Annotated in this window: 16 protein-coding genes; 9 read left to right on the forward strand and 7 right to left on the reverse strand. The window is 62.4% G+C overall.

What is annotated here, in order from left to right:
* Positions 1-118 precede the first annotated feature (118 nt).
* The 4 genes from EGJ86_RS08785 to EGJ86_RS08800 all read right to left on the reverse strand — a co-directional run bounded on the left by EGJ86_RS08785 (position 119) and on the right by EGJ86_RS08800 (position 5,384).
* Entirely contained in the window at positions 119-601 is a 483-nt protein-coding gene (locus EGJ86_RS08785) for a hypothetical protein (protein WP_125834814.1), read from the reverse strand.
* Positions 602-755: 154 nt separating this feature from the next.
* A complete protein-coding gene (locus EGJ86_RS08790) occupies positions 756-1,091 on the reverse strand; it encodes a hypothetical protein (RefSeq protein WP_125834815.1) in 336 nt (111 codons plus the stop codon).
* A gap of 376 nt (positions 1,092-1,467) precedes the next feature.
* Positions 1,468-3,756 (reverse strand): ATP-dependent DNA helicase, encoded by a 2,289-nt coding sequence (locus tag EGJ86_RS08795; protein WP_125834816.1) that lies wholly within the window; start codon positions 3,754-3,756, stop codon positions 1,468-1,470.
* Complete coding sequence (locus EGJ86_RS08800; protein ID WP_125834817.1) at positions 3,753-5,384, reverse strand: VRR-NUC domain-containing protein; 1,632 nt, start codon at positions 5,382-5,384, stop codon at positions 3,753-3,755. Before EGJ86_RS08800 ends, EGJ86_RS08795 begins: the two co-directional genes overlap by 4 nt.
* 245 nt (positions 5,385-5,629) lie before the next feature.
* Here EGJ86_RS08800 and EGJ86_RS08805 point away from each other — a divergent pair, with 245 nt between their 5' ends.
* The 8 genes from EGJ86_RS08805 (at position 5,630) to yegQ (ending at position 13,112) form a co-directional block, all read left to right on the forward strand.
* A complete protein-coding gene (locus tag EGJ86_RS08805; protein WP_112211574.1) occupies positions 5,630-6,052 on the forward strand; it encodes a phage infection protein in 423 nt (140 codons plus the stop codon).
* A gap of 179 nt (positions 6,053-6,231) precedes the next feature.
* On the forward strand, positions 6,232-7,575 hold the full coding sequence (gene creD, locus EGJ86_RS08810) for a cell envelope integrity protein CreD (RefSeq protein WP_125834818.1): 1,344 nt from the start codon (positions 6,232-6,234) through the stop codon (positions 7,573-7,575).
* Between the two features lie 52 nt (positions 7,576-7,627).
* Entirely contained in the window at positions 7,628-7,930 is a 303-nt protein-coding gene (locus EGJ86_RS08815) for a hypothetical protein (protein ID WP_125834819.1), read from the forward strand.
* Between the two features lie 144 nt (positions 7,931-8,074).
* Positions 8,075-8,863 (forward strand): hypothetical protein, encoded by a 789-nt coding sequence (locus EGJ86_RS08820; RefSeq protein ID WP_125834820.1) that lies wholly within the window; start codon positions 8,075-8,077, stop codon positions 8,861-8,863.
* Positions 8,864-9,003: 140 nt separating this feature from the next.
* Positions 9,004-9,264 (forward strand): DUF4212 domain-containing protein, encoded by a 261-nt coding sequence (locus EGJ86_RS08825; protein ID WP_099525894.1) that lies wholly within the window; start codon positions 9,004-9,006, stop codon positions 9,262-9,264.
* Between the two features lie 6 nt (positions 9,265-9,270).
* On the forward strand, positions 9,271-11,040 hold the full coding sequence (locus EGJ86_RS08830; protein WP_125834821.1) for a sodium:solute symporter family protein: 1,770 nt from the start codon (positions 9,271-9,273) through the stop codon (positions 11,038-11,040).
* Positions 11,041-11,131: 91 nt separating this feature from the next.
* On the forward strand, positions 11,132-11,638 hold the full coding sequence (locus EGJ86_RS08835; protein WP_099525892.1) for a hypothetical protein: 507 nt from the start codon (positions 11,132-11,134) through the stop codon (positions 11,636-11,638).
* Between the two features lie 166 nt (positions 11,639-11,804).
* Positions 11,805-13,112: a tRNA 5-hydroxyuridine modification protein YegQ gene (gene yegQ / locus EGJ86_RS08840; RefSeq protein WP_125834822.1), complete on the forward strand. Its 1,308-nt coding sequence runs from the start codon at positions 11,805-11,807 to the stop codon at positions 13,110-13,112.
* A gap of 124 nt (positions 13,113-13,236) precedes the next feature.
* On the opposite strand, the gene EGJ86_RS08845 is transcribed toward yegQ, so the two are convergent.
* Positions 13,237-13,938: a PolC-type DNA polymerase III gene (locus EGJ86_RS08845; RefSeq protein ID WP_125834823.1), complete on the reverse strand. Its 702-nt coding sequence runs from the start codon at positions 13,936-13,938 to the stop codon at positions 13,237-13,239.
* Positions 13,935-15,866, reverse strand: coding sequence for a putative nucleotidyltransferase substrate binding domain-containing protein (locus tag EGJ86_RS08850; protein ID WP_125834824.1), 1,932 nt, complete (start codon positions 15,864-15,866; stop codon positions 13,935-13,937). The genes EGJ86_RS08845 and EGJ86_RS08850 overlap by 4 nt, the downstream gene beginning before the upstream one ends.
* Positions 15,867-16,031: 165 nt before the next feature.
* On the opposite strand from EGJ86_RS08850, the gene EGJ86_RS08855 reads away from it, so the two are divergent.
* Positions 16,032-18,098: an LTA synthase family protein gene (locus EGJ86_RS08855; protein ID WP_125834825.1), complete on the forward strand. Its 2,067-nt coding sequence runs from the start codon at positions 16,032-16,034 to the stop codon at positions 18,096-18,098.
* 123 nt (positions 18,099-18,221) lie between these two features.
* Here EGJ86_RS08855 and EGJ86_RS08860 read toward each other — a convergent pair whose 3' ends face one another.
* Positions 18,222-20,399, reverse strand: coding sequence for a malate synthase G (locus EGJ86_RS08860; protein ID WP_125834826.1), 2,178 nt, complete (start codon positions 20,397-20,399; stop codon positions 18,222-18,224).
* Between the last annotated feature and the right edge of the window lie 115 nt (positions 20,400-20,514).

Consider the following 20,514-nt stretch of genomic DNA (forward strand, 5'->3'; position numbering starts at 1 on the left):
GCTTTACGATCAGTTACGAAGACAGGCTGCCGCAGCAGTAACCCAAGCCCCGGTTACACAAAATTCTGCACACCCTCTTGGTGTTTGTTATCCCAGGTTTCGCCTTGCTCTACCCAGGCTACTTGCTTTTGTTTTCCTGCTCTTTTTGGATTGTTTCTAGGGTCTTGTTGGTTGTGTTTATTGCTTCGATGAGAAGTTCACTTGTAGCGTTGCTTGATTTATTTTGTTCATATGATTGATGAATTGAAAGTGCTCCTAGAGTACAACTGACAAAGATAGAGAATATTGCCATGGCCCAAGCGTGGCATGCGGATTTTCTAGCTTGTTGAAGGTCTTCATAAGCTAATAGCCGGAAGCGGTCTTCTACGGATGCGCTTATAACGTAGCTGCCGCCGTCATCTGTGTCTAAATGGTCAAGCGGGAATGTGGAGTGAAATATGTTTCCTGAGCGAATCTGCTCTCTAAGAATTTGTTTTTGGTTGTAGTTGAGGTTTAGGTGTTGATAAATTTCTTCAAGTTTGAATCGTTCAGCCTTTTTTGTTGCGTAGCGAATCGCTTCAATAAATATGTCTGCTGCGCAGGCTTCTTTTTTTGTTGGCATATTAAATCCAGATAGGGATGGTCTGAAGTAGGTCTGTAGTTTGATCGCTCCCACGCTCCGCGTAATAATGCAACTCTCGACGCTCTGCGTCCACTCACAAGCGGCCAAGCGCCTGAGTCCGTTGGTAACGCAGAGCGTCATCGGATAGTTGCTATCAAAAGCCTTCCTGCTCTCGTTTCACCGCTTCTTCGACGAAATCTATCTTGGGTTTGCGTCTATCTGATTCTTCTATCAGATCCATCACCACATTACCGGAGTCGGTGTAGGTAGTGAGGTGGTACTGGTCAGTTTCGTAGCATTCGCCAAATAGGTCTTTGAAGATATCCTTCCAGACCGAGTAATACTTCATGCATTGCTTCTCAGTGCCGAACATCACCCCATAGCTTCCAACGACAAGCGCATGGGTTATCTGTTTACGCTTTCCGTTTTCGTCTTTCGCTTTGGCTATTTGCTCTGCATCCAGCGCCAATAATACGAGGTCATTTTTCATTTTTAAGTTCTTCTCTATCTCGCTGGTTGCAGTTGGTATGGCGCGGTGTTTGGCTGGTTATACACCAAGTTGGATGTGTGCTGGCAAGTGGCCTTTAGGCGCAGGTGGGAATGACGGCGCTACAGAGCAACTGGGCTCCCGCCTTCGCGGGAGTGACGGTAAGTGGTGTCTTCAGGATTGCTGCGCATCACGGGCTGCGATGATCGCGGATAAATCCGCTCCTACGGGTTGGTGGCGTATTTCTCGGTTGGCGGCGGTCAGGTGGGGCGCGGTTGCGGTGGATGAAAGAGCGTCATCCACCCTACGTCGGCGATGGATTTGTAGGGTGGGCAACGCGAAGCTTGCCCACCGATTCGGCGGCCAGGTGTCCGGGCGTTTAGATTTCCAACGACGGCGCCTTTAGCGGCAAACGCAACAGCTCCACCTGCCACCAGCTCGGCAGCAGACGGCGCACTTCCGGGCGGGCGAAGCGGTCGTCGATCAGGTAGAGCACGCCTTGGTCTTCCGGCGTGCGGATCACCCGGCCGGCGGCTTGTACGACCTTTTGCAAGCCGGGGTAGAGGTAGGTGTAGTCGTAGCCATTGCCGAACAGGGCGTCCATGCGTTGGCGGATTTCTTCGTTGATCGGGTTGAGTTGGGCCAGGCCGAGGGTGGCGACGAAGGCGCCGATCAGGCGTTCGCCGGGCAGGTCGACACCCTCGCCGAATACGCCGCCGAGCACGGCGAAGCCGATACCGCGGCCGCCGATCTGGAAGCGTTCGATAAAGCCCTGACGCGCCGCTTCGTCCATCTGCCGTGACTGCGTCCATACCGGAATCTGCGGGTGATCGCGGCGCAGCTCCTGTAGTACCTGTTCCAGATATTGATAGCTGCTGAAGAAGGCCAGGTAGTTGCCCGGGCGTTCGGCGTACTGGCGTGCCATCAACTGGCAGATCGGCGCCAGCGAGGCGTCGCGGTGCTGGTAGCGGGTGGACAGGTTACGCACTACTTGTACGTGCAGTTGTTCGGCGCTGAACGGCGAGGCGACGTCGAGGCACTGGGTCTCTTCAGGCAGGCCGAGCAGGTCGAGGTAATAGTGGCTGGGGCTGAGGGTGGCGGAGAACAGCGTGGCGCTGTGGGCGTCCTCGAAGCGTGGGCCGAGAAAGGGCGCCGGCAGGATATTGCGGATGCACAGGGTCGAAAAGCTGCGCCCGTTGCCCTCCTCGATGCGGTTGATGTCGAACAGCGAGTGCGGGCCGAAGCTTTCCGCCAGGCGGCAGAACAGCATGGCATCCAGATAGAAGCTGAGCAGTTCGCCAGCGTTGCCTTCCGGCTGGTCGGTAAGCAGGTCGGTGATGGCGCTAACGGCTTTGCCCAGGGCTGCGAGCAGCAAGTCCGGCGCCAGCGGGTAGACCTGATAGGGCACCTCCTGCTCGCGGTGCAGTTGATCCCAGTGGCGGTCGACCCGTTCCAGCACGCTCTTCAGTCGCTTCGGCGCGTCGCGGCACATGGCCTTGAAGCGCGCCTGATCCAGCTCGGCGCTGTACATGCCGCGCCCGCGTTCCACCAGGTTGTGCGCCTCGTCCACCAGCAGGCAGACGCGCCACTGGTTGATCAGGGTGAGGCTGTGCAGCAGCGCGCCGAGGTCGAAGTAGTAGTTGTAGTCACACACCACCACGTCGCTCCAGCGGCACAGCTCCTGGCTCAGGTAGTAGGGGCACACGCCGTGGGCGATGGCGATATTGCGCACGGCCTGCTGATTCAGCCAGCGTTCCTTGAGCGCCGCGCTGCGTGCAGCCGGCAGGCGGTCGTAGAAGCCTTTGGCGAGTGGGCAGGAGTCGCCATGGCAGGCCTTGCTCGGGTGTTCGCAGGCCTTGTCACGGGCCACGTGCTCCAGCACGCGCAATGGTGTGTCGGGTTCGCGCAGGCGTTGCAGGGCATCCAGCGCCAGGCGCCGGCCTGGCGTCTTGGCACTGAGGAAGAACAGGCGGTCGAGCTGCTGGCCGGGCATGGCCTTGAGTTGCGGGAACAGGGTGCCGAGGGTCTTGCCGATGCCGGTGGTGGCCTGCGCCAGCAGGTAATGGCCGTCGCGTGCGGCGCGGTATACGGCTTCGGCCAGTTGCCGCTGGCCGTGGCGAAATTCGCCGTAGGGGAAGCTCAGACTTTCCAACGCCTGGTTGCGTGCCTGCTGGTGCGCCTGTTCCTGCCTCGCCCAATCGATATAGCGGCGGCAGTGCAGGGCGAAGAACTCGCCCAGTGACGCGGCACTATGGCGCTCGCGGAACGCCGTTTCCTGCTGGGTCATGACGTTGAAGTACACCACCGCCAGATCCAGTTCATCGAAGCCCAGCTCCTGGCACAGCAGCCAGCCGTAGATCTTCACCTGCGCCCAGTGCAGCAAACGGTGGTTGGCGGGGATGCGCGAGATGTCGCCGCGATGGGTCTTGATCTCTTCCAGCAGGCGAAACTCGGGGTCGAAGCCATCGGCGCGGCCGCTGACCGTCAGCCCCTCGAATTCGCCGATCAGTGGCAGCTCGGACACGTAATTTGGGCCGCGCCGGGCCACCACCGTGGCGTGCCCGGCCATGCCTTCCTGCGCGGTGGGCGAGGGGGTGAAGCGCAGGTCGAGGTCACCTTCCTTGGCGGTGAACTCGCACAGCTCGCGCACGGCGATGCGCAGGCTCAATCGCTCCACTCCACGTAGCAGACGCTGACCGGCATGCCGTGCTCGGCGCAGAAGGCCAGCCAGCGTTTCTGGTTGTCCTGCAGGCGATCGCCCGGGCCTTTCACCTCGACCATCCGGTAGCGCGCCTCACTGGGCCAGAACTGGATCAGGTCGGGCATGCCGGCGCGGTTTTCGCGAATATCGGCCAGCAGGCGGCGGAACCAGGCAGCCAGGTGCGCGGGTGGCAGACAGGCCAGGGCCTGTTCCAGGCGCTCGGCGTCGAGCAGCTCCCAGAACACGAAGGGCGACTGGATGCCGAATTTCTCAGCATGGGTACGGCGCATGGCCTCGATATAGCTACCGTCGTCCAGACGTGCCAGGCAGGCGGCGAACAGCTCGCTGCGCCGTGCATGGAAGTCGGCGCGGTGCAGGTCCACCGGGCCGGTGTGGAAGGGGTGGAAGAAGGCGCCAGGCAGCGGGGCGAAGATCGCCTCCCAGCAGAGCAGGCCGAACAGCCCGCAGATCAGCGTGTTCTCCACGTAATGCACCGGCGCATCGGGTTCGCTCAGGTGCATGGCCACGGCCAGCTCGACGCTGGCGGCGCGCGGCAGGCGCAGGTCGATGCGATCCTCGTTCAGCTTCGCCGCCTTGGCTGCTGGCGGCAGGCGGAGGCGTTTGCGCAGGCGCGTGCGTGCGCGTTCGGCCAGTTGCGCTTCTTCGGCATTGTGCGGCGCCGCGATCACCTGTTCTGCGAGTGTCAGCGCTTCGGCATCCTGGCCCAGGCGTTCCAGCACGCGAATCTGCCGCTGCCGCGAGCCCACTGCACGGGTGTCGCGGTACAGCACCAGCGCCGAGTCCAGTTCACCGGCGCGTTCCAGGTGTTGCGCCAATTGCAGCAGCAGGCGCTGGTGGCGTTCGCCGATATGCGGGCTGTCGCTGCAGAAATCGCCGAGCTGCTGCAGTACCTCGGTGACCGGCATGCCGATCTCGAAGGCCTCGCGACAGGCGCGTAAGTGCAAGTAGTCGTCGACGTCCTGGCGGTGACGAAAGCCGCGCGAGCCCGGCGTGATCGGCACCTGCTCGTAGCGGAATATCCCCAGGTCAGCCAGCACGAACTCCGACCAGTCCTGCGCCAGGTTGCCGAAGAACATCAGGCGCAGGCGGTCGCATAGCGGGCCGATGGCCAGGCTCAGCAGACGCTCCTCCATATTCGGGCACCAGTCGGCCAGGCTGCGGGGTTCGATATGCAGCTCACACAGGTGCTCGAGCACTTCGCTTTTCTTCAACGTCCCGCGCGGCAGGTCGGCGGCGAAATGCGCGGCCAGTTCGTCCTTGAGTAGGAGGGCGCCGAGTTCGTCGAAGCTCAGTGCGGCGTAGTCGATCAGCCAGCCCAGTTCCAGCAATTGTTCTGCGGCAGTAGGGATATCGCCGATCTCGGCGTAGCGCAGTTTGCTCGCGCGAAAGTGAATGCCCTTGCGCATCACCAGGCGGACCAGCAGCGCCTGGGTGGGCAATGGCAACTGGGGAAAGTCCGTAACGAAGGCGCGCTCGGCGTCATCCATCAGTTCACGGTGATGGGTGTCGAGCCAGGCGAGGGCCTTGCGGAAGTTGGCCAGATAATAGAGTTCGGGAGCGTCGAGGCTGAGCATGGGGCGAAGTTTTACTGGTTTTTTATACAGATGCCAGTGCCGTTCACCCGCTACCGCACCGAGTAGACGGAAGGCGAGGGCAGCGCTGTGCGAGTGATCGTGGCAACTATCTGTCTGATCGATAAGCGCTTTTTCAGGTATCAATGGCGTCGATTGTCACTATCCCGAGATGTGCCTTTTGCCGTTCTGGGGCGTGCGTAACATGACAACCGTAGCCAGTTACTTACCCCCTCAGGAGAACGAACATGAAAAAGCAAATCCTCGCCAGCCTCGTTATTGCCGCTCTGTCCGCCAGTGCTTTCGCCCTGCCGCAGATCAACGCTCAACAGTCTGCAGCCCCTGTAGTTGCTGAAGATGGCGCAGATCGCGTCGGCCCGAACCGCGTAGCCGAAGGCGGTGCCGAGCGCACTCTGGAGCGTTTCCGCGTAGCCGAAGATGGTGCTGATCGCGTTGGCCCGAACCGTGTTGCAGAAGGTGGCGCTGATCGCGTTGGTCTGAACCGTGTTGCAGAAGGTGGTGCTGACCGCGTTGGTCTGAACCGTGTCGCAGAAGGTGGTGCTGATCGCGTTGGTCTGAACCGCGTAGCAGAAGGTGGTGCTGACCGCGTTGGTCTGAACCGTGTAGCCGAAGATGGTGCCGACCGCGTGGGTGCCAGCCGTATCAGCTGATCCGGATATCCATCACGCGGGAGCAGTCTTATGCCGCATAGCAGTTAGAAAGGGCGCCCTGAATCGGCGCCCTTTTTCTTTCACCCATTCTCCACACAATCTCCACGCTCGCCCCACACGCCTCCCACCGCCCTTGCCCAGACTCTGCCGTACCTTCACTCGCTACGGAGAGCCGTACCATGAGCCGTTCCCTGGGCTTCAAGCTGGGCGCCATCGCCCTGCTGATTTTGTTGCTGATGATTCCCCTGCTGATGATCGATGGCCTGGTCGACGAGCGCCAAGGGCTGCGCTACGAGGTGCTGCAGGATATCGCCCGCAGTTCTAGCTACCGCCAGCAGATCACCGGGCCAATCCTGGTGCTGCCGTATATCAAGACCACCCATGAGTGGAAGACCAACGAGAAGACCGGTGAGCGCTATAGCGAAGAGCGCCAGCGTCGCGGCCGCCTGTACTTCCTGCCGGAGCGCTTCGTGCTCGAAGGTCAGGTGGGCACCGAATTGCGTGCCCGCGGCATCTATGAAGCGCGCCTGTACCGCAGCGACAGCCAGGTCAGCGGTCAATTCCGCCTGCCGGCGCGCCTGGGGCTGGGCGACGAGTTGGGCTTCTACCGTTTCGAGAAGCCCTTCCTCTCCGTCGGCATCAGCGATATCCGCGGCATCAGCAACGATCTGCAGCTGCGCCTCAATGGCCAGACCCTGAGCTTCGCGCCGGGCAGTGCTGACGATAACTTCGGCGCTGGCGTGCATGCACCGATTCCGGCTCTGGATGCGCAGGGCGGGCAGATTCTCGAGTTCGCTTTCGACCTGAAACTGCAGGGCACCGAGCAGCTCTCGGTGGTGCCGGTCGGGCGGGACAGTCGAGTCAAGCTGAGCTCCGACTGGCCGCACCCGAGCTTCGTCGGTGAATACCTGCCGAGCAGCCGCGAGATCAGTGCCGCAGGCTTCACTGCCGAGTGGCAGACCAGCTTCTTCGCCACCAATCTGGAGGAGGCATTGCGCGACTGCGTGGGCGGTGATCGTTGCCAGGCTTTGTTCGGCCGCAACTTTGGAGTGAGCTTCGTCGATCCGGTGGATCAGTATCTGAAGACCGATCGTGCGATCAAATATGCGCTGCTGTTCATCGCCCTGACCTTCGCCACCTTTTTCCTCTTCGAGGTGCTCAAGCGCCTGGCCGTGCACCCGGTGCAATACGCCCTGGTGGGCCTGTCGCTGGCGCTGTTCTACCTGCTGCTGCTGTCGCTGTCCGAGCACCTGCCGTTCACCCTGGCCTATGGCCTTTCGGCGGGCGCCTGCGTCGGCCTGATCGGCTTCTACGTCAGCTTCGTGCTGCACAGCTGGCGACGTGGCATGGGCTTTGGCGCGCTGCTGGCAGCCCTGTACGCCATGCTCTACGGCCTGCTCAACGCCGAGGACTACGCCCTGCTGATGGGCTCGCTGCTGGTGTTCGGCGTACTCGGCAGCGTGATGGTGCTGACCCGCAAACTGGACTGGTACGGCGTTGGCCGTAGCGCTCCGCAGGCCTGAATCTGATCGGCGCGGTCAGTGCAGGCCGCGCCTCTTGTCGGAGGTAATACCCATGCGTCTTCTCGTGCAGTTCTCCGCCTGCCTTGGCCTCGGTCTGGTGGTGGCAGTGATGATCCTCATCGGCCTGATGTTCTGCGGCTGGTTCAACCTGATCGACGGCCTGCTGCTGACCGGAAAGCCGCTCGCCAGCCTGAGCCTTATGGTGCTGCCGGACGGTTTCTGGAACGCCCTGACCGGTATTCAGGATGCGGCGAGTAACGGCACGCTGCGCTCCTTCCTGTCGCTGTGCGCCGCGTTGGGCCAGGTTGGCCTGCTGCTGGCACTGGGCTTTATGCGCCTGTGGTATCGGCCATGAGCGGGCATATCGGTTTGCGCGAGGAGGCGCGTGCCGGGCACCTTCTGGCGCGGCGTATCGCCTGGCTGTTTCGCGATGCCCATCATGGGCAGTGGGCGGTCAGCGGCGTAGACTCGCGCCGGGATGAAATGAAGGAACTCAAGGATGAAAGGACTATTCGCAACGGCCCTGGGTGGCCTGTTGTCGGTCAGCGTGGCGCTGGCCGATGACTGCACGGTGCAACTGTCAGCCTGGCTGGAGCTGGCGCATCCCGGCCATGCCGGCGGCGCTTGGCTGCAAGATAAGCGCGGCGCCTATCGGGTCGACGCCGAGCAGAGCATCTGCAAGATCTGGCCTGCGCGTCCTCAGCTGACCCTGCTCGCCGTGCCGCTGGTACGCGAGGCGCAGCCTGACCAAGGCCAGAGCGACCTTGAAATACTGGTGCTGGATCATACGAGGCAAGACGTCGTGGCGCGCCTGGTCAAGCCCAATCTACTGGATTGGGACGCGATCTATGTGGACCGGTTGGTCTTGGATACCGCGCCTTATCGACTACGAGGCGATGACCTGGCCTTTGGCGTTCGAATCAATCGCCGCAACGGGTCGTGGATGAATCCCTTCGCGGAAACCGAGCTCGCTCTCTACGAGTTGAAAGCGCAAGGGTTGCGCCCCCTGATGGGAGGGCTGGTGGTGGAGAGCTTCGGCGGTGAACGAGACGGCGACTGCACGGCTTCGTTCGGCGAGGCCAAGGGCGTGCTCATCGTTACCGACAAGGTTGGCCGCGATAGCTACCGCGACCTGATCTTCAGGCAAACCTATACTGGCCGGCGCATGGTGGTGGCCGATGGCGAATGCCAGACCATCGAAGCCGATGCCCGCCGCGGCCAGTTCCGTATCGAGTACGACGAAGAACGCTATCTGCTGCCGATCGAGTTGGTCTCCGACCCGTACTGAAGGGGTGTGCGTTGCTCGGGTGGGATAAGACGTTCCAGAAGCGCTCTGCGATGCGGCTAATACCAATGTCTAGCTGTCGGTCGGTGCTGGCCTGCTGCTAGCTTGAAGCTGCATCAGAATAACAATAACCGGAGGCGTCTATGACTTCTGAACAAAGCAATGCCGCGGCCTATTGGAAGGCCAATGTGCGGCTCATCACCTGGAGCCTGATTGTCTGGGCGCTGGTTTCCTACGGATTCGCCATGATCCTGCGCCCGATGGTCGCGGGAATCTCCGTTGGCGGTTCCGACCTCGGATTCTGGTTCGCCCAGCAAGGCTCAATCCTCTTCTTTATCGGGCTCATTTTTCACTACGCGTGGAGACTGAACAAACTCGATAAAGAATATGGCGTTGAGGAGTAAGTGGTCATGAGCCAATTCGTTATCAACATGTTGTTCGTAGGCGCGTCCTTCGCGCTCTACATCGGCATCGCCGTCTGGGCGCGTGCCGGCTCCACCAAAGAGTTCTACGTCGCTGGCGGTGGTGTGCATCCGGTCACCAACGGCATGGCGACGGCCGCCGACTGGATGTCCGCAGCCTCCTTCATTTCCATGGCGGGCCTGATTGCCGCCGGTGGTTATGCCAACTCCACCTTCCTCATGGGCTGGACCGGTGGTTATGTGCTGCTGGCGATGCTGCTGGCGCCTTACCTGCGCAAGTTCGGCAAATTCACCGTGCCGGACTTCATCGGTGATCGCTTCTACAGCCGTGGCGCACGCCTGACTGCAGTGATCTGCCTGGTGATCATCTCCGTGACCTACGTTATCGGTCAGATGGCCGGTGCCGGTGTTGCCTTCTCGCGCTTCCTCGAAGTGAGCAACTCCACGGGTATCTGGATCGCAGCAGCGGTGGTCTTCGCCTACGCCGTATTCGGTGGCATGAAGGGCATCACCTACACCCAGGTCGCTCAGTACGTGGTACTGATCGTGGCCTACACCATTCCGGCGATCTTCATCTCCCTGCAGCTGACCGGTAACCCGATCCCGCCGCTGGGCCTGTTCGGTGACCACGTCGAGTCCGGCGTGCCGCTGTTGCAGAAGCTCGATGAGGTGGTACGTGAGCTGGGCTTCGCTGCCTACACCGCCGATGTCGATAACAAGCTGAACATGGTGCTGTTCACCATGTCGCTGATGATCGGTACTGCTGGTCTGCCGCACGTGATCATCCGCTTCTTCACCGTGCCTAAGGTTTCCGACGCACGCTGGTCGGCGGGTTGGACCCTGATCTTCATCGCCATGCTCTACCTCACCGCTCCGGCCGTTGCCTCGATGGCGCGCCTGAACCTGGTGACCACCATCTATCCGGAAGGTGCTTCTGCCCCCGCGCTGGCCTATGACGAGCGTCCTGAGTGGGTCAAGAACTGGGAGCAAACCGGCCTGATCAAGTGGGAAGACAAGAACGGCGACGGCCGCATCCAGATGTACAACGATGCTGCACCGGCCTTCACTGCGACCGCTCAGGAGCGTGGCTGGAACGGTAACGAGCTGACCGTGAACAACGACATCCTGGTTCTGGCCAACCCGGAGATCGCCAACCTGCCAGGTTGGGTGGTCGGCCTGATCGCGGCGGGCGCAATTGCGGCGGCACTGTCGACGGCGGCTGGTTTGTTGCTGGCGATTTCTTCGGCGATCAGTCATGACCTGATCAAGACCTTGATCAATCCGAAGATCAGCGAGAAGAACGAGATGATGGCAGCGCGGCTGTCGATGGCTGCAGCGATTCTGCTGGCGACCTACCTGGGCCTGAATCCACCCGGATTCGCCGCGCAGGTGGTGGCATTGGCCTTCGGTATTGCGGCGGCGACCCTGTTCCCGGTGCTGATGATGGGGATCTTCTCCAAGCGCATGAACGACAAGGGTGCGATCTGCGGGATGGTCGCCGGCCTGGTGATCACCTTGCTGTACATCTTCACCTACCTGGGCTGGTTCTTCATTCCGGGCACCAACATGCTGCCGAACACCCCGGACCAGTGGTTCATGGGTATCTCCCCGGCTTCCTTTGGTACCGTCGGTGCGCTGATCAACTTCGCTGTGGCTTACGGCGTATCGCAGGTCACTGCTGCACCGCCGCAGGAAATCCAGGACCTGGTGGAAAGCGTACGTACCCCCAAAGGTGCTGGTGCCGCTCTGAACCACTAAGCATAATCCTGGCCTGACGCCATCTGTCGATGGTCCAGGCTCTGACAGACGGGCCTCCACTGGAGGCCCGTCTTTTTTCGGGAACAACCATATGTTGTGGACTTTGCTTGCCATCGTGGTGGCGGGGCTCGGCGCTGCCGGTATCGCTCTGCTGCTGCGTAAACTGACGCGTAACAAACTGCCGAAGTGGATCGTGCCGCTGTTCGGTGGCTTGGGGATGCTGGGCTATCAGGTGTTCTACGAGTACTCCTGGTTCGAGCATCAGCAGGCGCGCCAGCCCAAGGAGTCGGTTGTGGTCGCGACCGAAGCGGGTCACGTGTTCTGGCGCCCGTGGAGCTACTTCGTGCCGATGGTCACCGCCTTCACCGTGCTCGACAGCAAGAGCGTCGTGCGCGAGCAGGTGGCGGACGCGCAAGTGGCCGAGTTCATGCTCTATCGTTTCGAGAAGCAGCACATCGACCACGTCTCGCACCGAGCTCATCTGCTCAATTGCGCAACTGGCGAGTTGTTGCCGCTGGACGAGAAAAAGCAGCCTCAGCTTGCCCAGCTCAAGCGCATCGACAAGGACGACGCGCTGTATCGCCAAGTGTGTCGCTAGCCCGTCATTCTTGTGTCGCGGCAGTGGTGCGCACGGCGCACCCTACGCGACCACCTGATCCATTTAACCCCGCCTGGGTGCTTTTCTGCGCCCCATAGACCCAGATCAATATCCACGCCTGCCACCTGCATAGAATCGCCAGCCCCTGATTTTCGAGCTTTCGGTCATGCCCTGTTTCCCCGAACTGTTGTCGCCAGCTGGCAGCCTGAAGAACATGCGTTACGCCTTCGCCTATGGCGCCGACGCGGTGTATGCCGGGCAGCCGCGCTACAGCCTGCGCGTGCGCAACAACGAGTTCGACCACGCCAACCTCGCGCTCGGCATCGCCGAGGCGCACGCGCAGGGCAAGCAGTTCTACGTGGTGGTCAACATCGCCCCGCACAATGCCAAACTGAAGACCTTCCTCAAGGACCTGGCGCCGGTGATCGAGATGGCGCCCGATGCGCTGATCATGTCCGACCCGGGCCTGATCATGCTGGTGCGTCAGCATTATCCGCAGATGCCGATTCACCTCTCGGTACAGGCCAATGCGGTGAATTGGGCCAGCGTCGAGTTCTGGCGTCAGCAGGGGCTGACGCGGGTGATCCTGTCGCGTGAGCTGGCGCTGGAAGAGATCGAAGAAATCCGTAGCCAGGTGCCGAGCATGGAGTTGGAAGTATTCGTTCATGGCGCACTGTGCATGGCCTATTCCGGGCGTTGCCTGCTGTCGGGCTACATCAATCGCCGCGATCCCAACCAGGGCACCTGTACCAACGCTTGTCGCTGGCAATACCAGGCCACGCCCGCCAGCGAAAACGAGCTGGGTGAAATCGTCCGCGTGGTCGAGCCGACGCTAGGGCAGGGCGCGCCGAGCACTCAGGCTTTCGTGCTCGAAGAGGCCGGTCGTCCAGGTGAAGAAATGGCCGCTTTCGAAGACGAGCACGGCACCTACATCATGAACTCCAAGGACCTGCGCGCGGTGCAGCACGTCGAGCGCCTGCTGCGCATGGGCGTGCATTCGCTGAAGATCGAAGGACGCACCAAGAGCCATTTCTACGTGGCGCGCACGGCGCAGGTCTACCGCCGAGCCATCGACGACGCGCTGGCCGGCAAACCCTTCGACCCGAGCCTGCTGGGCAGCCTGGAGTCACTGGCGCATCGTGGTTACACCGAAGGCTTTCTGCGCCGCCATGTGCACGACGAATACCAGAACTACGAGCGCGGCAGCTCGGTCGCGGAGCGCCAGCAGTTCGTTGGCGAACTCACCGGTGAGCGACGTGGTGAGTTGGTCGAGGTACGGGTGAAGAACCGCTTCGCCGTGGGCGATGGGCTGGAGCTGATGACGCCACGGGGCAATCTGCGTTTCACGTTGGAACACCTGCAGGACGCGCAGGGCCAGGCGCAGCAGGTGGCGCCGGGCGACGGTCACATCCTGTACTTGCCGCTGCCGGCAGATGTGCAATTGGAATACGGGCTGCTGATGCGCGATCTGTAGGCTTTCGTAGGATGCATTGCCTGCCGTAAACCAACCTGTAGGCCGCGATTCCTGGTGGCTCCGATGCGCACGAGGCGTGCGCCAAGATGGAGGCGCCCGCTGCTAGATGATTGGCAGCGTGCGGCTACATGGCGTGCTGGCGCCGGCGACGGCTAGCCAACTGACGCTCCAGCTCGCAGAGGCTGTCGATGCCCTGCCGCCGCGCCTTGCTGAACAGCATCAGCGCCAGTTCGGCGGTTACCAGCGCATCGGCACTGGCGTTGTGGCGCTGGTGTACCTGCAGGCCGAATTCGGCGACCCACTCATCAAGCCCGCCTTGGCGAATGCGCGATTGCGGGCACAGCAGCGGTGCGATTTCGGCGACATCGAAGAAGCTGTGTTGCAGGCGATAGCCCAGGCTCTGGCGCAGCGCGCGAGCCAGCATGCGTTGGTCGAATTCGGCATGAAACGCCAGCAGGGGGCTGTTGCCGACGAACTCCATGAAATCCAGCAGCGCCTCACTCGGCTCGACGCCACGGGCCACTTCGCTGGGGGCGATGCCGTGAATCAGGGTGCTGGCGCTGGCTTGGTGATCGGCGCGGTGCAGGGTGCATTCGAACTGCTCGGCGAAGTCGATGGCGCCGTTATCGATCACCACCGCGCCGATGGCCAACACCTGGTCACGACGCATGTTCAGGCCGGTGGTTTCCAGATCGAGCACGACGAAGCGCTGCTGGTGCAGCGGACGCTCGTCGAACGCTGCCGGTGCGCTCAAGGCGTCGCGGCGTTGCAACTGCTGCTGGGGCAGGGCCGGACCGCGGCCGGTGAACCAGGTGAACTTGCTCATAACTGATACCTCATGGCCAGGCTGCTCTGCAGGCGCTGCGCCTGGCGGAACGACTCGCGCAGAATACGCCGGTCCAGGTGGTTGAGGTGGTCGGGGTCGACCCGATTGGAATAGGGCAGCTCGTCACGTGCCTGCAACTGGTGCTGCTGCATGCGCGTTTGCTGAATGAAATGGTAGGCCTCTTCGTAGGCGGCGCCGTCCAGGGCGTCGATCACGCCCTTGGTGATCAAGGCGCGCAGGCGCTCGAGAGTGCCCACCGCGCCGATGCCATTGGCCAGCGCCAGCAGGCGCGCGCCGTCGACGAAAGGCGTGAGGCCCTGCACCTTGAGGTCGAGGGTGTCCTTGTCGGCACCGGAACGCGCCACCACGAAATCACGGAAGCGCCCGACCGGTGGGCGCTGGCGTAAAGCGTTCTCGGCCAGCATCTTCTGGAACAGGCTGTTGCTGGCGACGCGGCCGAGCAATTCTTCGCGCAGTTGTTCGCAGCCTTCGTCCGGACCCCAGATGGTGCGCAGGTCGAAGTAGATCGACGAGCCCAGCAGATTCTCCGGCGTGGCTTCGAGGACGAAGCCAGCAAAGCGCCGTGACCATTCCTGGCGCGACAGGCATAGCTCGGGATTGCCGGCCATGATGTTGCCCTTGCACAGGGTGAAGCCGCACTGCGCCAGGCGCTGGTTGATCTCGCGGGCGATCGGCAGCAGGCGCTCACGAATCGCCGCAGCCTCGCTGGCATTTTCCGCCTCGAAGAGGATGCCGTTGTCCTGGTCGGTGTGCAGCGTCTGCTCGCGGCGGCCCTCGCTGCCGAAGCACAGCCAGGTGAAGGGGATACCTGGGGCGCCCATCTCTTCGAGGGTCAGCTCGATCACCCGACACACGGTGTGGTCGTTGAGCAGGGTAACGATATGGGTGATCTGTGTCGAACTGGCGCCGTGGGCGAGCATGCGGTCGACCAGCAGGCGGATGTCACTGCGCAGCCCGGCCAGGGTTTCTACCTTGCCGGCATGGCGAATGGTGCGGGCCAGGTGCACCAGATCGACGCGCTGCAGGCTGAACAGATCGCGCTCGGAAATCACCCCGCAGAGCTTCTCGTGTTCCACCAGGCAGACGTGGGCAATATGCCGCTCGGTCATGGCGATGGCGGCATCGAAGGCGCTGGCATCCGGCGGCAGGTGGAAGGGGTTGCGCGTCATCAGGTTGTCGATGGGCTGGGCCAGGTCGATGCCGTCGGCCACCACCCGGCGCAGGTCGCGCAGGGTAAAGATGCCCAGCGGTTTGTCGGCCGAATCGAGCACCACGATGCTGCCCACGTGCTGCTCGTGCATCAGTCGCACGGCATCGCGAACAGGTGTGTCGGGCGCGCAGCCGATGGGTTGGCGCATGGCCAGTTCGCCCAGACGGGTGTCCAGCGAGTACTGGGCGCCGAGGGTCTCCACTGCGCGCAGCTGCACCTGCTGGTTGACCTGATCGAGCAGGCTGCTGACCCCGCGCAGGGCGAAGTCGCGCAGCGGGTTGGAAACGGCGAATAGCTTGATGAATGCGTGCTTGGCCAACAGCAGGCAGAAGGTGTCCTCAGCGGCCAGGTGCTCGGTACGCGTGGCGCGTTCGCCGATCAGCGCCGCCAGGGGGAAGCACTCGCCGGCGGTGATCTCGAAAGTGGTCTCGGTGCCGCGTCGGGCGCTGTGTGGGCGCTCACCGTGCACACGGCCCTGTTTGACGATGTAGAAGTGCTCGACCGGGCCATCGCTGGGTTTGATGATCGAGTCGCCTTCGGCATAGAAGCGCAGCTGGCAGTGCTCGACCAGATACGCCAGGTGAGCGGTGTCCATCTGGTTGAAAGGCGGGAACTTGTGCAGGAACTCCATGGTGCCGTGGATGTTCTGAAGCACCGCAGTCTTGCCCGCATCGGCCATTGCGTCGGCCTTGCTCATGGGCTTGCGCCTCGCAGTTTCGGGATGTTGTCAGTGTGGCCCTGGCCCGCCGGGTTGCCCATTGCACCTAAGTAGGGTGCAAGCAGCGCAGTTTTGACGAAATTTTGACTTGTGCCCAGGCAGACTGCCCCCGCCCACGTATTCCGTAAAGAGCAAGGCACATCCATGCAGTCATCCGTACCAGTTGCCCACAAGGCGGCACAGGTCAGTGTTGGTAGTCACCTGGCGTTCATCCTTGGCAGCGCGCTGTGCATGCTGCTGCTCTTCGCCCTGGCCCGTCTGGGGCTTCTGGCCTACAACCACGCACTGATCGCCGATACGCCGGCCAGCACCTTCGTCGAAGCCTTTATCAATGGCGCGCGCTTCGATCTGCGCCTGATCGTCTACCTGTGCGTGCCGTTGAGCCTGTCGCTGCTCAGCGTCACGGCGATGCGTGCCCGGCGCCTGCACGTCGCCTGGCTGACGTTCGCCACCAGCCTGTGCCTGTTCTTCGCCGTGGTCGAGCTGAACTTCTACCGTGAGTTTCACCAGCGCCTGAATAGCCTGGTGTTCCAGTACATGCAGGAAGATATCGGCACCGTCAGCAGCATGATCTGGAACGGTTTCCCGGTGCTGCGCCTGCTGCTGGCCTGGGCCCTGGCGACACTGCTGCTGGCCTGGCTGTTCCGCCGTGTCGAGCGCGCCACGCGTGCGCGCGGGCATGCTGCGCCGCCGCGCTGGCCGGCCCGCACCGCCGTTTTCGTGATGTTCCTGCTGGTATGCGTGGTCGCTGCCCGTGGCACCCTGCGCTCCGGCCCGCCGCTGCGCTGGGGCGATGCCTACACCACCGATTCGATGTTCGCCAATCACCTGGGCCTCAACGGTACGCTGACCCTGGTCGACGCTGCCGAAAACTTCTTCTCCGATCACCGCGACAACAGCTGGAAAGCCACCCTGCCGGCTGACGAAGCGCAGCAGATCACCCGCGACCTGCTGCTGACCCCACGCGATCAGTTGCTTGATGCCGACCAGGCCGCCGTGCGCCGCGTTTACACGCCGCCGGCCGAAGGCCAACTGCCGCAGGTGCGTAACGTGGTGGTGATCCTCATGGAGAGCATGGCCGGCCGTTACATCGGCGCCATGGGCAATCAGGACGGCATCACCCCCAACTTCGATGCCCTGGCCAAGGAAGGGCTGCTGTTCCAGCGCGTGTTCTCCAACGGCACCCATACCCATCAGGGTATGTTCGCCACCATGGCCTGCTTCCCCAACTTGCCGGCGTTCGAATACCTGATGCGCATGCCTGAGGGCGGCCATCAGTTCTCCGGCCTGCCGCAACTGCTCAGCGCCCGTGGCTATGACGACGTTTATGTCTACAACGGTAGCTTCGCTTGGGATAACCAATCCGGCTTCTTCGCTAACCAGGGCATGCGCAACTTCGTCGGCCGTGACGATTTCGTCGACCCGGTGTTCATCGATCCGACCTGGGGCGTGTCCGACCAGGACATGTTCAGCCGCGGTGCCGACGAACTGGCCAAGCTCGGCAGCCAGGGCAAGCCGTTCTACGCACTGCTGCAGACGCTGTCCAACCACACGCCTTACGCCCTGCCGGAAGACTTGCCGGTCGAGCGCGTCACCGGCTACGGTTCACTGGACGAACACCTGACCGCCATGCGCTACGCCGACTGGGCGCTCGGCCAGTTCTTCGCCAAGGCGCGCCAGGAGCCCTATTTCAAGGACACCCTGTTCGTGGTCCTGGGTGACCATGGTTTCGGCAACGACGAGCAGATTACCGAGATGGACCTGTCGCGCTTCAGCGTTCCGCTGCTGCTGATCGGCCCTGGCGTGCAGGACACCTTCGGCAGCAGCCGCGACACCGTTGGCAGCCAGATCGACGTAGTACCGACCATCATGGGCCGCCTCGGTCAGCCCGTGCAGCAGCAATGCTGGGGCCGCGACCTGCTGGCGCTGCCTGAGGGTGATGCCGGTGTGGCGGTGATCAAACCGTCCGGGAGCGACCAGACCGTGGGTTTGGTGACCGGCGACAACATCCTGGTCAAACCGCGTGACCGTGATGCGCGCCTGTATCGCTACCAGCTTGGCCACGAGGCCAGTGCCGAGGTGATCGATGACGCGCAGCGGCGCAGCGATCTGGAACGCAAGCTGTCGGCCTTCGTACAGACCGCGACAGCCAGTCTGCTGGGCAACACCACGGGGGTGACGGCGGAGAAGGCGGCGCAGGCCAAGCCCTGACTGCCCGTCGCGGCTAAAGCCCCTCCCACGGGACACTCAACTTTGTGGGAGGGGCTTTAGCCGCGAAACTTCCCATAAAAAAACCGCCCCGAAGGGCGGTTTTTAATTCGCGCAGTGAGCGAATCACAGACCGTTCTTGGCCTTGAACTCGCGACGACGACGATGCAGCACCGGCTCGGTGTAGCCGTTGGGCTGCTTGGTGCCTTCGACCACCAGCTCCAGCGCGGCCTGGAAGGCGACGTTGTTGTCGAAGTCCGGGGCCATCGGGCGATACAGCGGGTCGTTGGCATTCTGACGATCCACCACCGGCGCCATGCGCTTGAGGCTTTCCACCACCTGCGCTTCGCTGACGATGCCGTGGCGCAGCCAGTTGGCCAGCAGCTGGCTGGAGATTCGCAGGGTGGCGCGGTCTTCCATCAGGCCGACATCGTTGATGTCCGGCACTTTGGAGCAACCGACGCCCTGGTCGATCCAGCGCACCACGTAGCCGAGGATGCCTTGCGAATTGTTATCCAGCTCGTTGCGGATTTCCTCGTCGCTCCAGTTGGTGTCCTTGGCCAGCGGAATGGTCAGGATGTCGTCGACCGACGCCGGAGCGCGCTTGGCCAGTTCGGCCTGACGGGCGAACACGTCGACCTTGTGGTAGTGCAGCGCGTGCAGGGCTGCGGCGGTCGGCGACGGAACCCAGGCGGTGTTGGCGCCGGACAGCGGATGCGCGACTTTCTGCTCGAGCATCGCGGCCATCAGGTCCGGCATGGCCCACATGCCCTTGCCGATCTGCGCACGGCCTTGCAGGCCGGTGGCCAGGCCGACGTCGACGTTGTTGTTCTCGTAGGCACCGATCCAGGCTTCGCTCTTCATGGCGGCCTTGCGCACCACGGCGCCGGCTTCCATGGAGGTGTGGATCTCGTCACCGGTACGGTCGAGGAAGCCGGTGTTGATGAACACCACGCGCTCGCTGGCAGCCTTGATGCACGCCTTGAGGTTGACGGTGGTGCGACGCTCTTCGTCCATGATGCCGACTTTCAGGGTGTTGCGGGCCAGGCCCAGGACATCCTCGACGCGGGCGAAGATTTCGCTGGTGAAGGCGACTTCTTCCGGGCCGTGCATCTTCGGTTTGACGATGTACACGCTGCCGGTGCGGGTGTTCTTGCGACTGGTGTTGCCGATCAGGTTGTGCACCGCGATCAGGCTGGTGAACAGCGCGTCCTGGATGCCTTCCGGGATCTCGTTGCCTGCGGCGTCGAGGATAGCCGGGTTGGTCATCAGGTGGCCGACGTTACGCACGAACAGCAGCGAACGGCCATGCAAGGTCAGCTCGGAACCGTCCGGCTTGGTGTAGACGCGATCCGGGTTCATGGTGCGGGTGAAGGTCTTGCCGCCCTTGGACACTTCCTCGGCCAGGTCGCCTTTCATCAGGCCCAGCCAGTTCTTGTAGACCACCACCTTGTCATCGGCATCGACGGCGGCGACGGAGTCTTCGCAGTCCATGATGGTGGTCAGCGCCGCTTCCATCAGCACGTCTTTGACGCCGGCGGCGTCGGTGCTGCCGATCGGGCTGGAGGCGTCGATCTGGATTTCGAAGTGCAGGCCGTTGTGCTTGAGCAGCACGGCGATCGGCGCGCTGGCCTCGCCCTGGAAACCGACCAGTTGCGCATCGTCACGCAGGCCGCTGTTGCTGCCACCCTTGAGGGCGACGACCAGCTTGCCGTCGACGATGGCATAACCGGTGGAGTCGACGTGCGAGCCGGCAGCCAGCGGCGCGGCCTCGTCGAGGAAGGCGCGGGCGAAGGCAATGACCTTGTCGCCACGGACCTTGTTGTAGCCCTTGCCCTTCTCGGCGCCACCTTCTTCGCTGATCACGTCGGTGCCGTACAGCGCATCGTACAGCGAGCCCCAGCGGGCGTTGGAGGCGTTCAGGGCGAAGCGCGCGTTCATCACCGGTACTACCAGCTGTGGGCCGGCCAGACGGGCGATTTCTTCATCGACGTTGGTGGTGGTGGCGTGGAAGTCTTCCGGTTCCGGCAGCAGGTAGCCGATTTCCTGGAGGAAGGCCTTGTAGGCAGCCGCGTCATGGGCCTGCCCCTTGCGCGCCTGGTGCCAGGCGTCGATCTGCGCCTGCAGTTCGTCGCGCTTGGCCAGCAGGGCATGGTTCTTCGGCGCCAGGTCCTTGATGACCGCAGCGGCACCGGCCCAGAACTGGTCGGCAGCGATGCCGGTACCGGGAATGGCTTCGTTGTTCACGAAGTCGTACAGGGCTTTGGCGACCTGCAGGCCGCCGACTTGAACGCGTTCAGTCATCACTTGCCTCACTCTCTCTGAGCTCTACTCAATAGCCGCTTTGGAGACGGGTTTTCCGTCTTGTAGTCCAAAGCGCGGCATACTACATCAAGATCCTGGGTAAATGCAGCGGGGT

Origin of the sequence: Pseudomonas sp. o96-267 (genome assembly GCF_003935465.1) — a bacterium.
Classification (GTDB): Bacteria; Pseudomonadota; Gammaproteobacteria; order Pseudomonadales; family Pseudomonadaceae; genus Aquipseudomonas; species Aquipseudomonas sediminis.

Excerpts from the sequence above, each read along its gene's own strand:
- EGJ86_RS08785 (WP_125834814.1), bottom strand. The coding sequence starts at position 601 with ATGCCAACAAAAAAAGAAGCCTGCGCAGCAGACATATTTATTGAAGCG.
- EGJ86_RS08790 (WP_125834815.1), bottom strand. The coding sequence starts at position 1,091 with ATGAAAAATGACCTCGTATTATTGGCGCTGGATGCAGAGCAAATAGCC.
- EGJ86_RS08800 (WP_125834817.1), bottom strand. The coding sequence starts at position 5,384 with ATGCTCAGCCTCGACGCTCCCGAACTCTATTATCTGGCCAACTTCCGC.
- EGJ86_RS08805 (WP_112211574.1), top strand. The coding sequence starts at position 5,630 with ATGAAAAAGCAAATCCTCGCCAGCCTCGTTATTGCCGCTCTGTCCGCC.
- creD (WP_125834818.1), top strand. The coding sequence starts at position 6,232 with ATGAGCCGTTCCCTGGGCTTCAAGCTGGGCGCCATCGCCCTGCTGATT.
- EGJ86_RS08815 (WP_125834819.1), top strand. The coding sequence starts at position 7,628 with ATGCGTCTTCTCGTGCAGTTCTCCGCCTGCCTTGGCCTCGGTCTGGTG.
- EGJ86_RS08820 (WP_125834820.1), top strand. The coding sequence starts at position 8,075 with ATGAAAGGACTATTCGCAACGGCCCTGGGTGGCCTGTTGTCGGTCAGC.
- EGJ86_RS08825 (WP_099525894.1), top strand. The coding sequence starts at position 9,004 with ATGACTTCTGAACAAAGCAATGCCGCGGCCTATTGGAAGGCCAATGTG.
- EGJ86_RS08830 (WP_125834821.1), top strand. The coding sequence starts at position 9,271 with ATGAGCCAATTCGTTATCAACATGTTGTTCGTAGGCGCGTCCTTCGCG.
- EGJ86_RS08835 (WP_099525892.1), top strand. The coding sequence starts at position 11,132 with ATGTTGTGGACTTTGCTTGCCATCGTGGTGGCGGGGCTCGGCGCTGCC.
- yegQ (WP_125834822.1), top strand. The coding sequence starts at position 11,805 with ATGCCCTGTTTCCCCGAACTGTTGTCGCCAGCTGGCAGCCTGAAGAAC.
- EGJ86_RS08845 (WP_125834823.1), bottom strand. The coding sequence starts at position 13,938 with ATGAGCAAGTTCACCTGGTTCACCGGCCGCGGTCCGGCCCTGCCCCAG.
- EGJ86_RS08850 (WP_125834824.1), bottom strand. The coding sequence starts at position 15,866 with ATGAGCAAGGCCGACGCAATGGCCGATGCGGGCAAGACTGCGGTGCTT.
- EGJ86_RS08855 (WP_125834825.1), top strand. The coding sequence starts at position 16,032 with ATGCAGTCATCCGTACCAGTTGCCCACAAGGCGGCACAGGTCAGTGTT.
- EGJ86_RS08860 (WP_125834826.1), bottom strand. The coding sequence starts at position 20,399 with ATGACTGAACGCGTTCAAGTCGGCGGCCTGCAGGTCGCCAAAGCCCTG.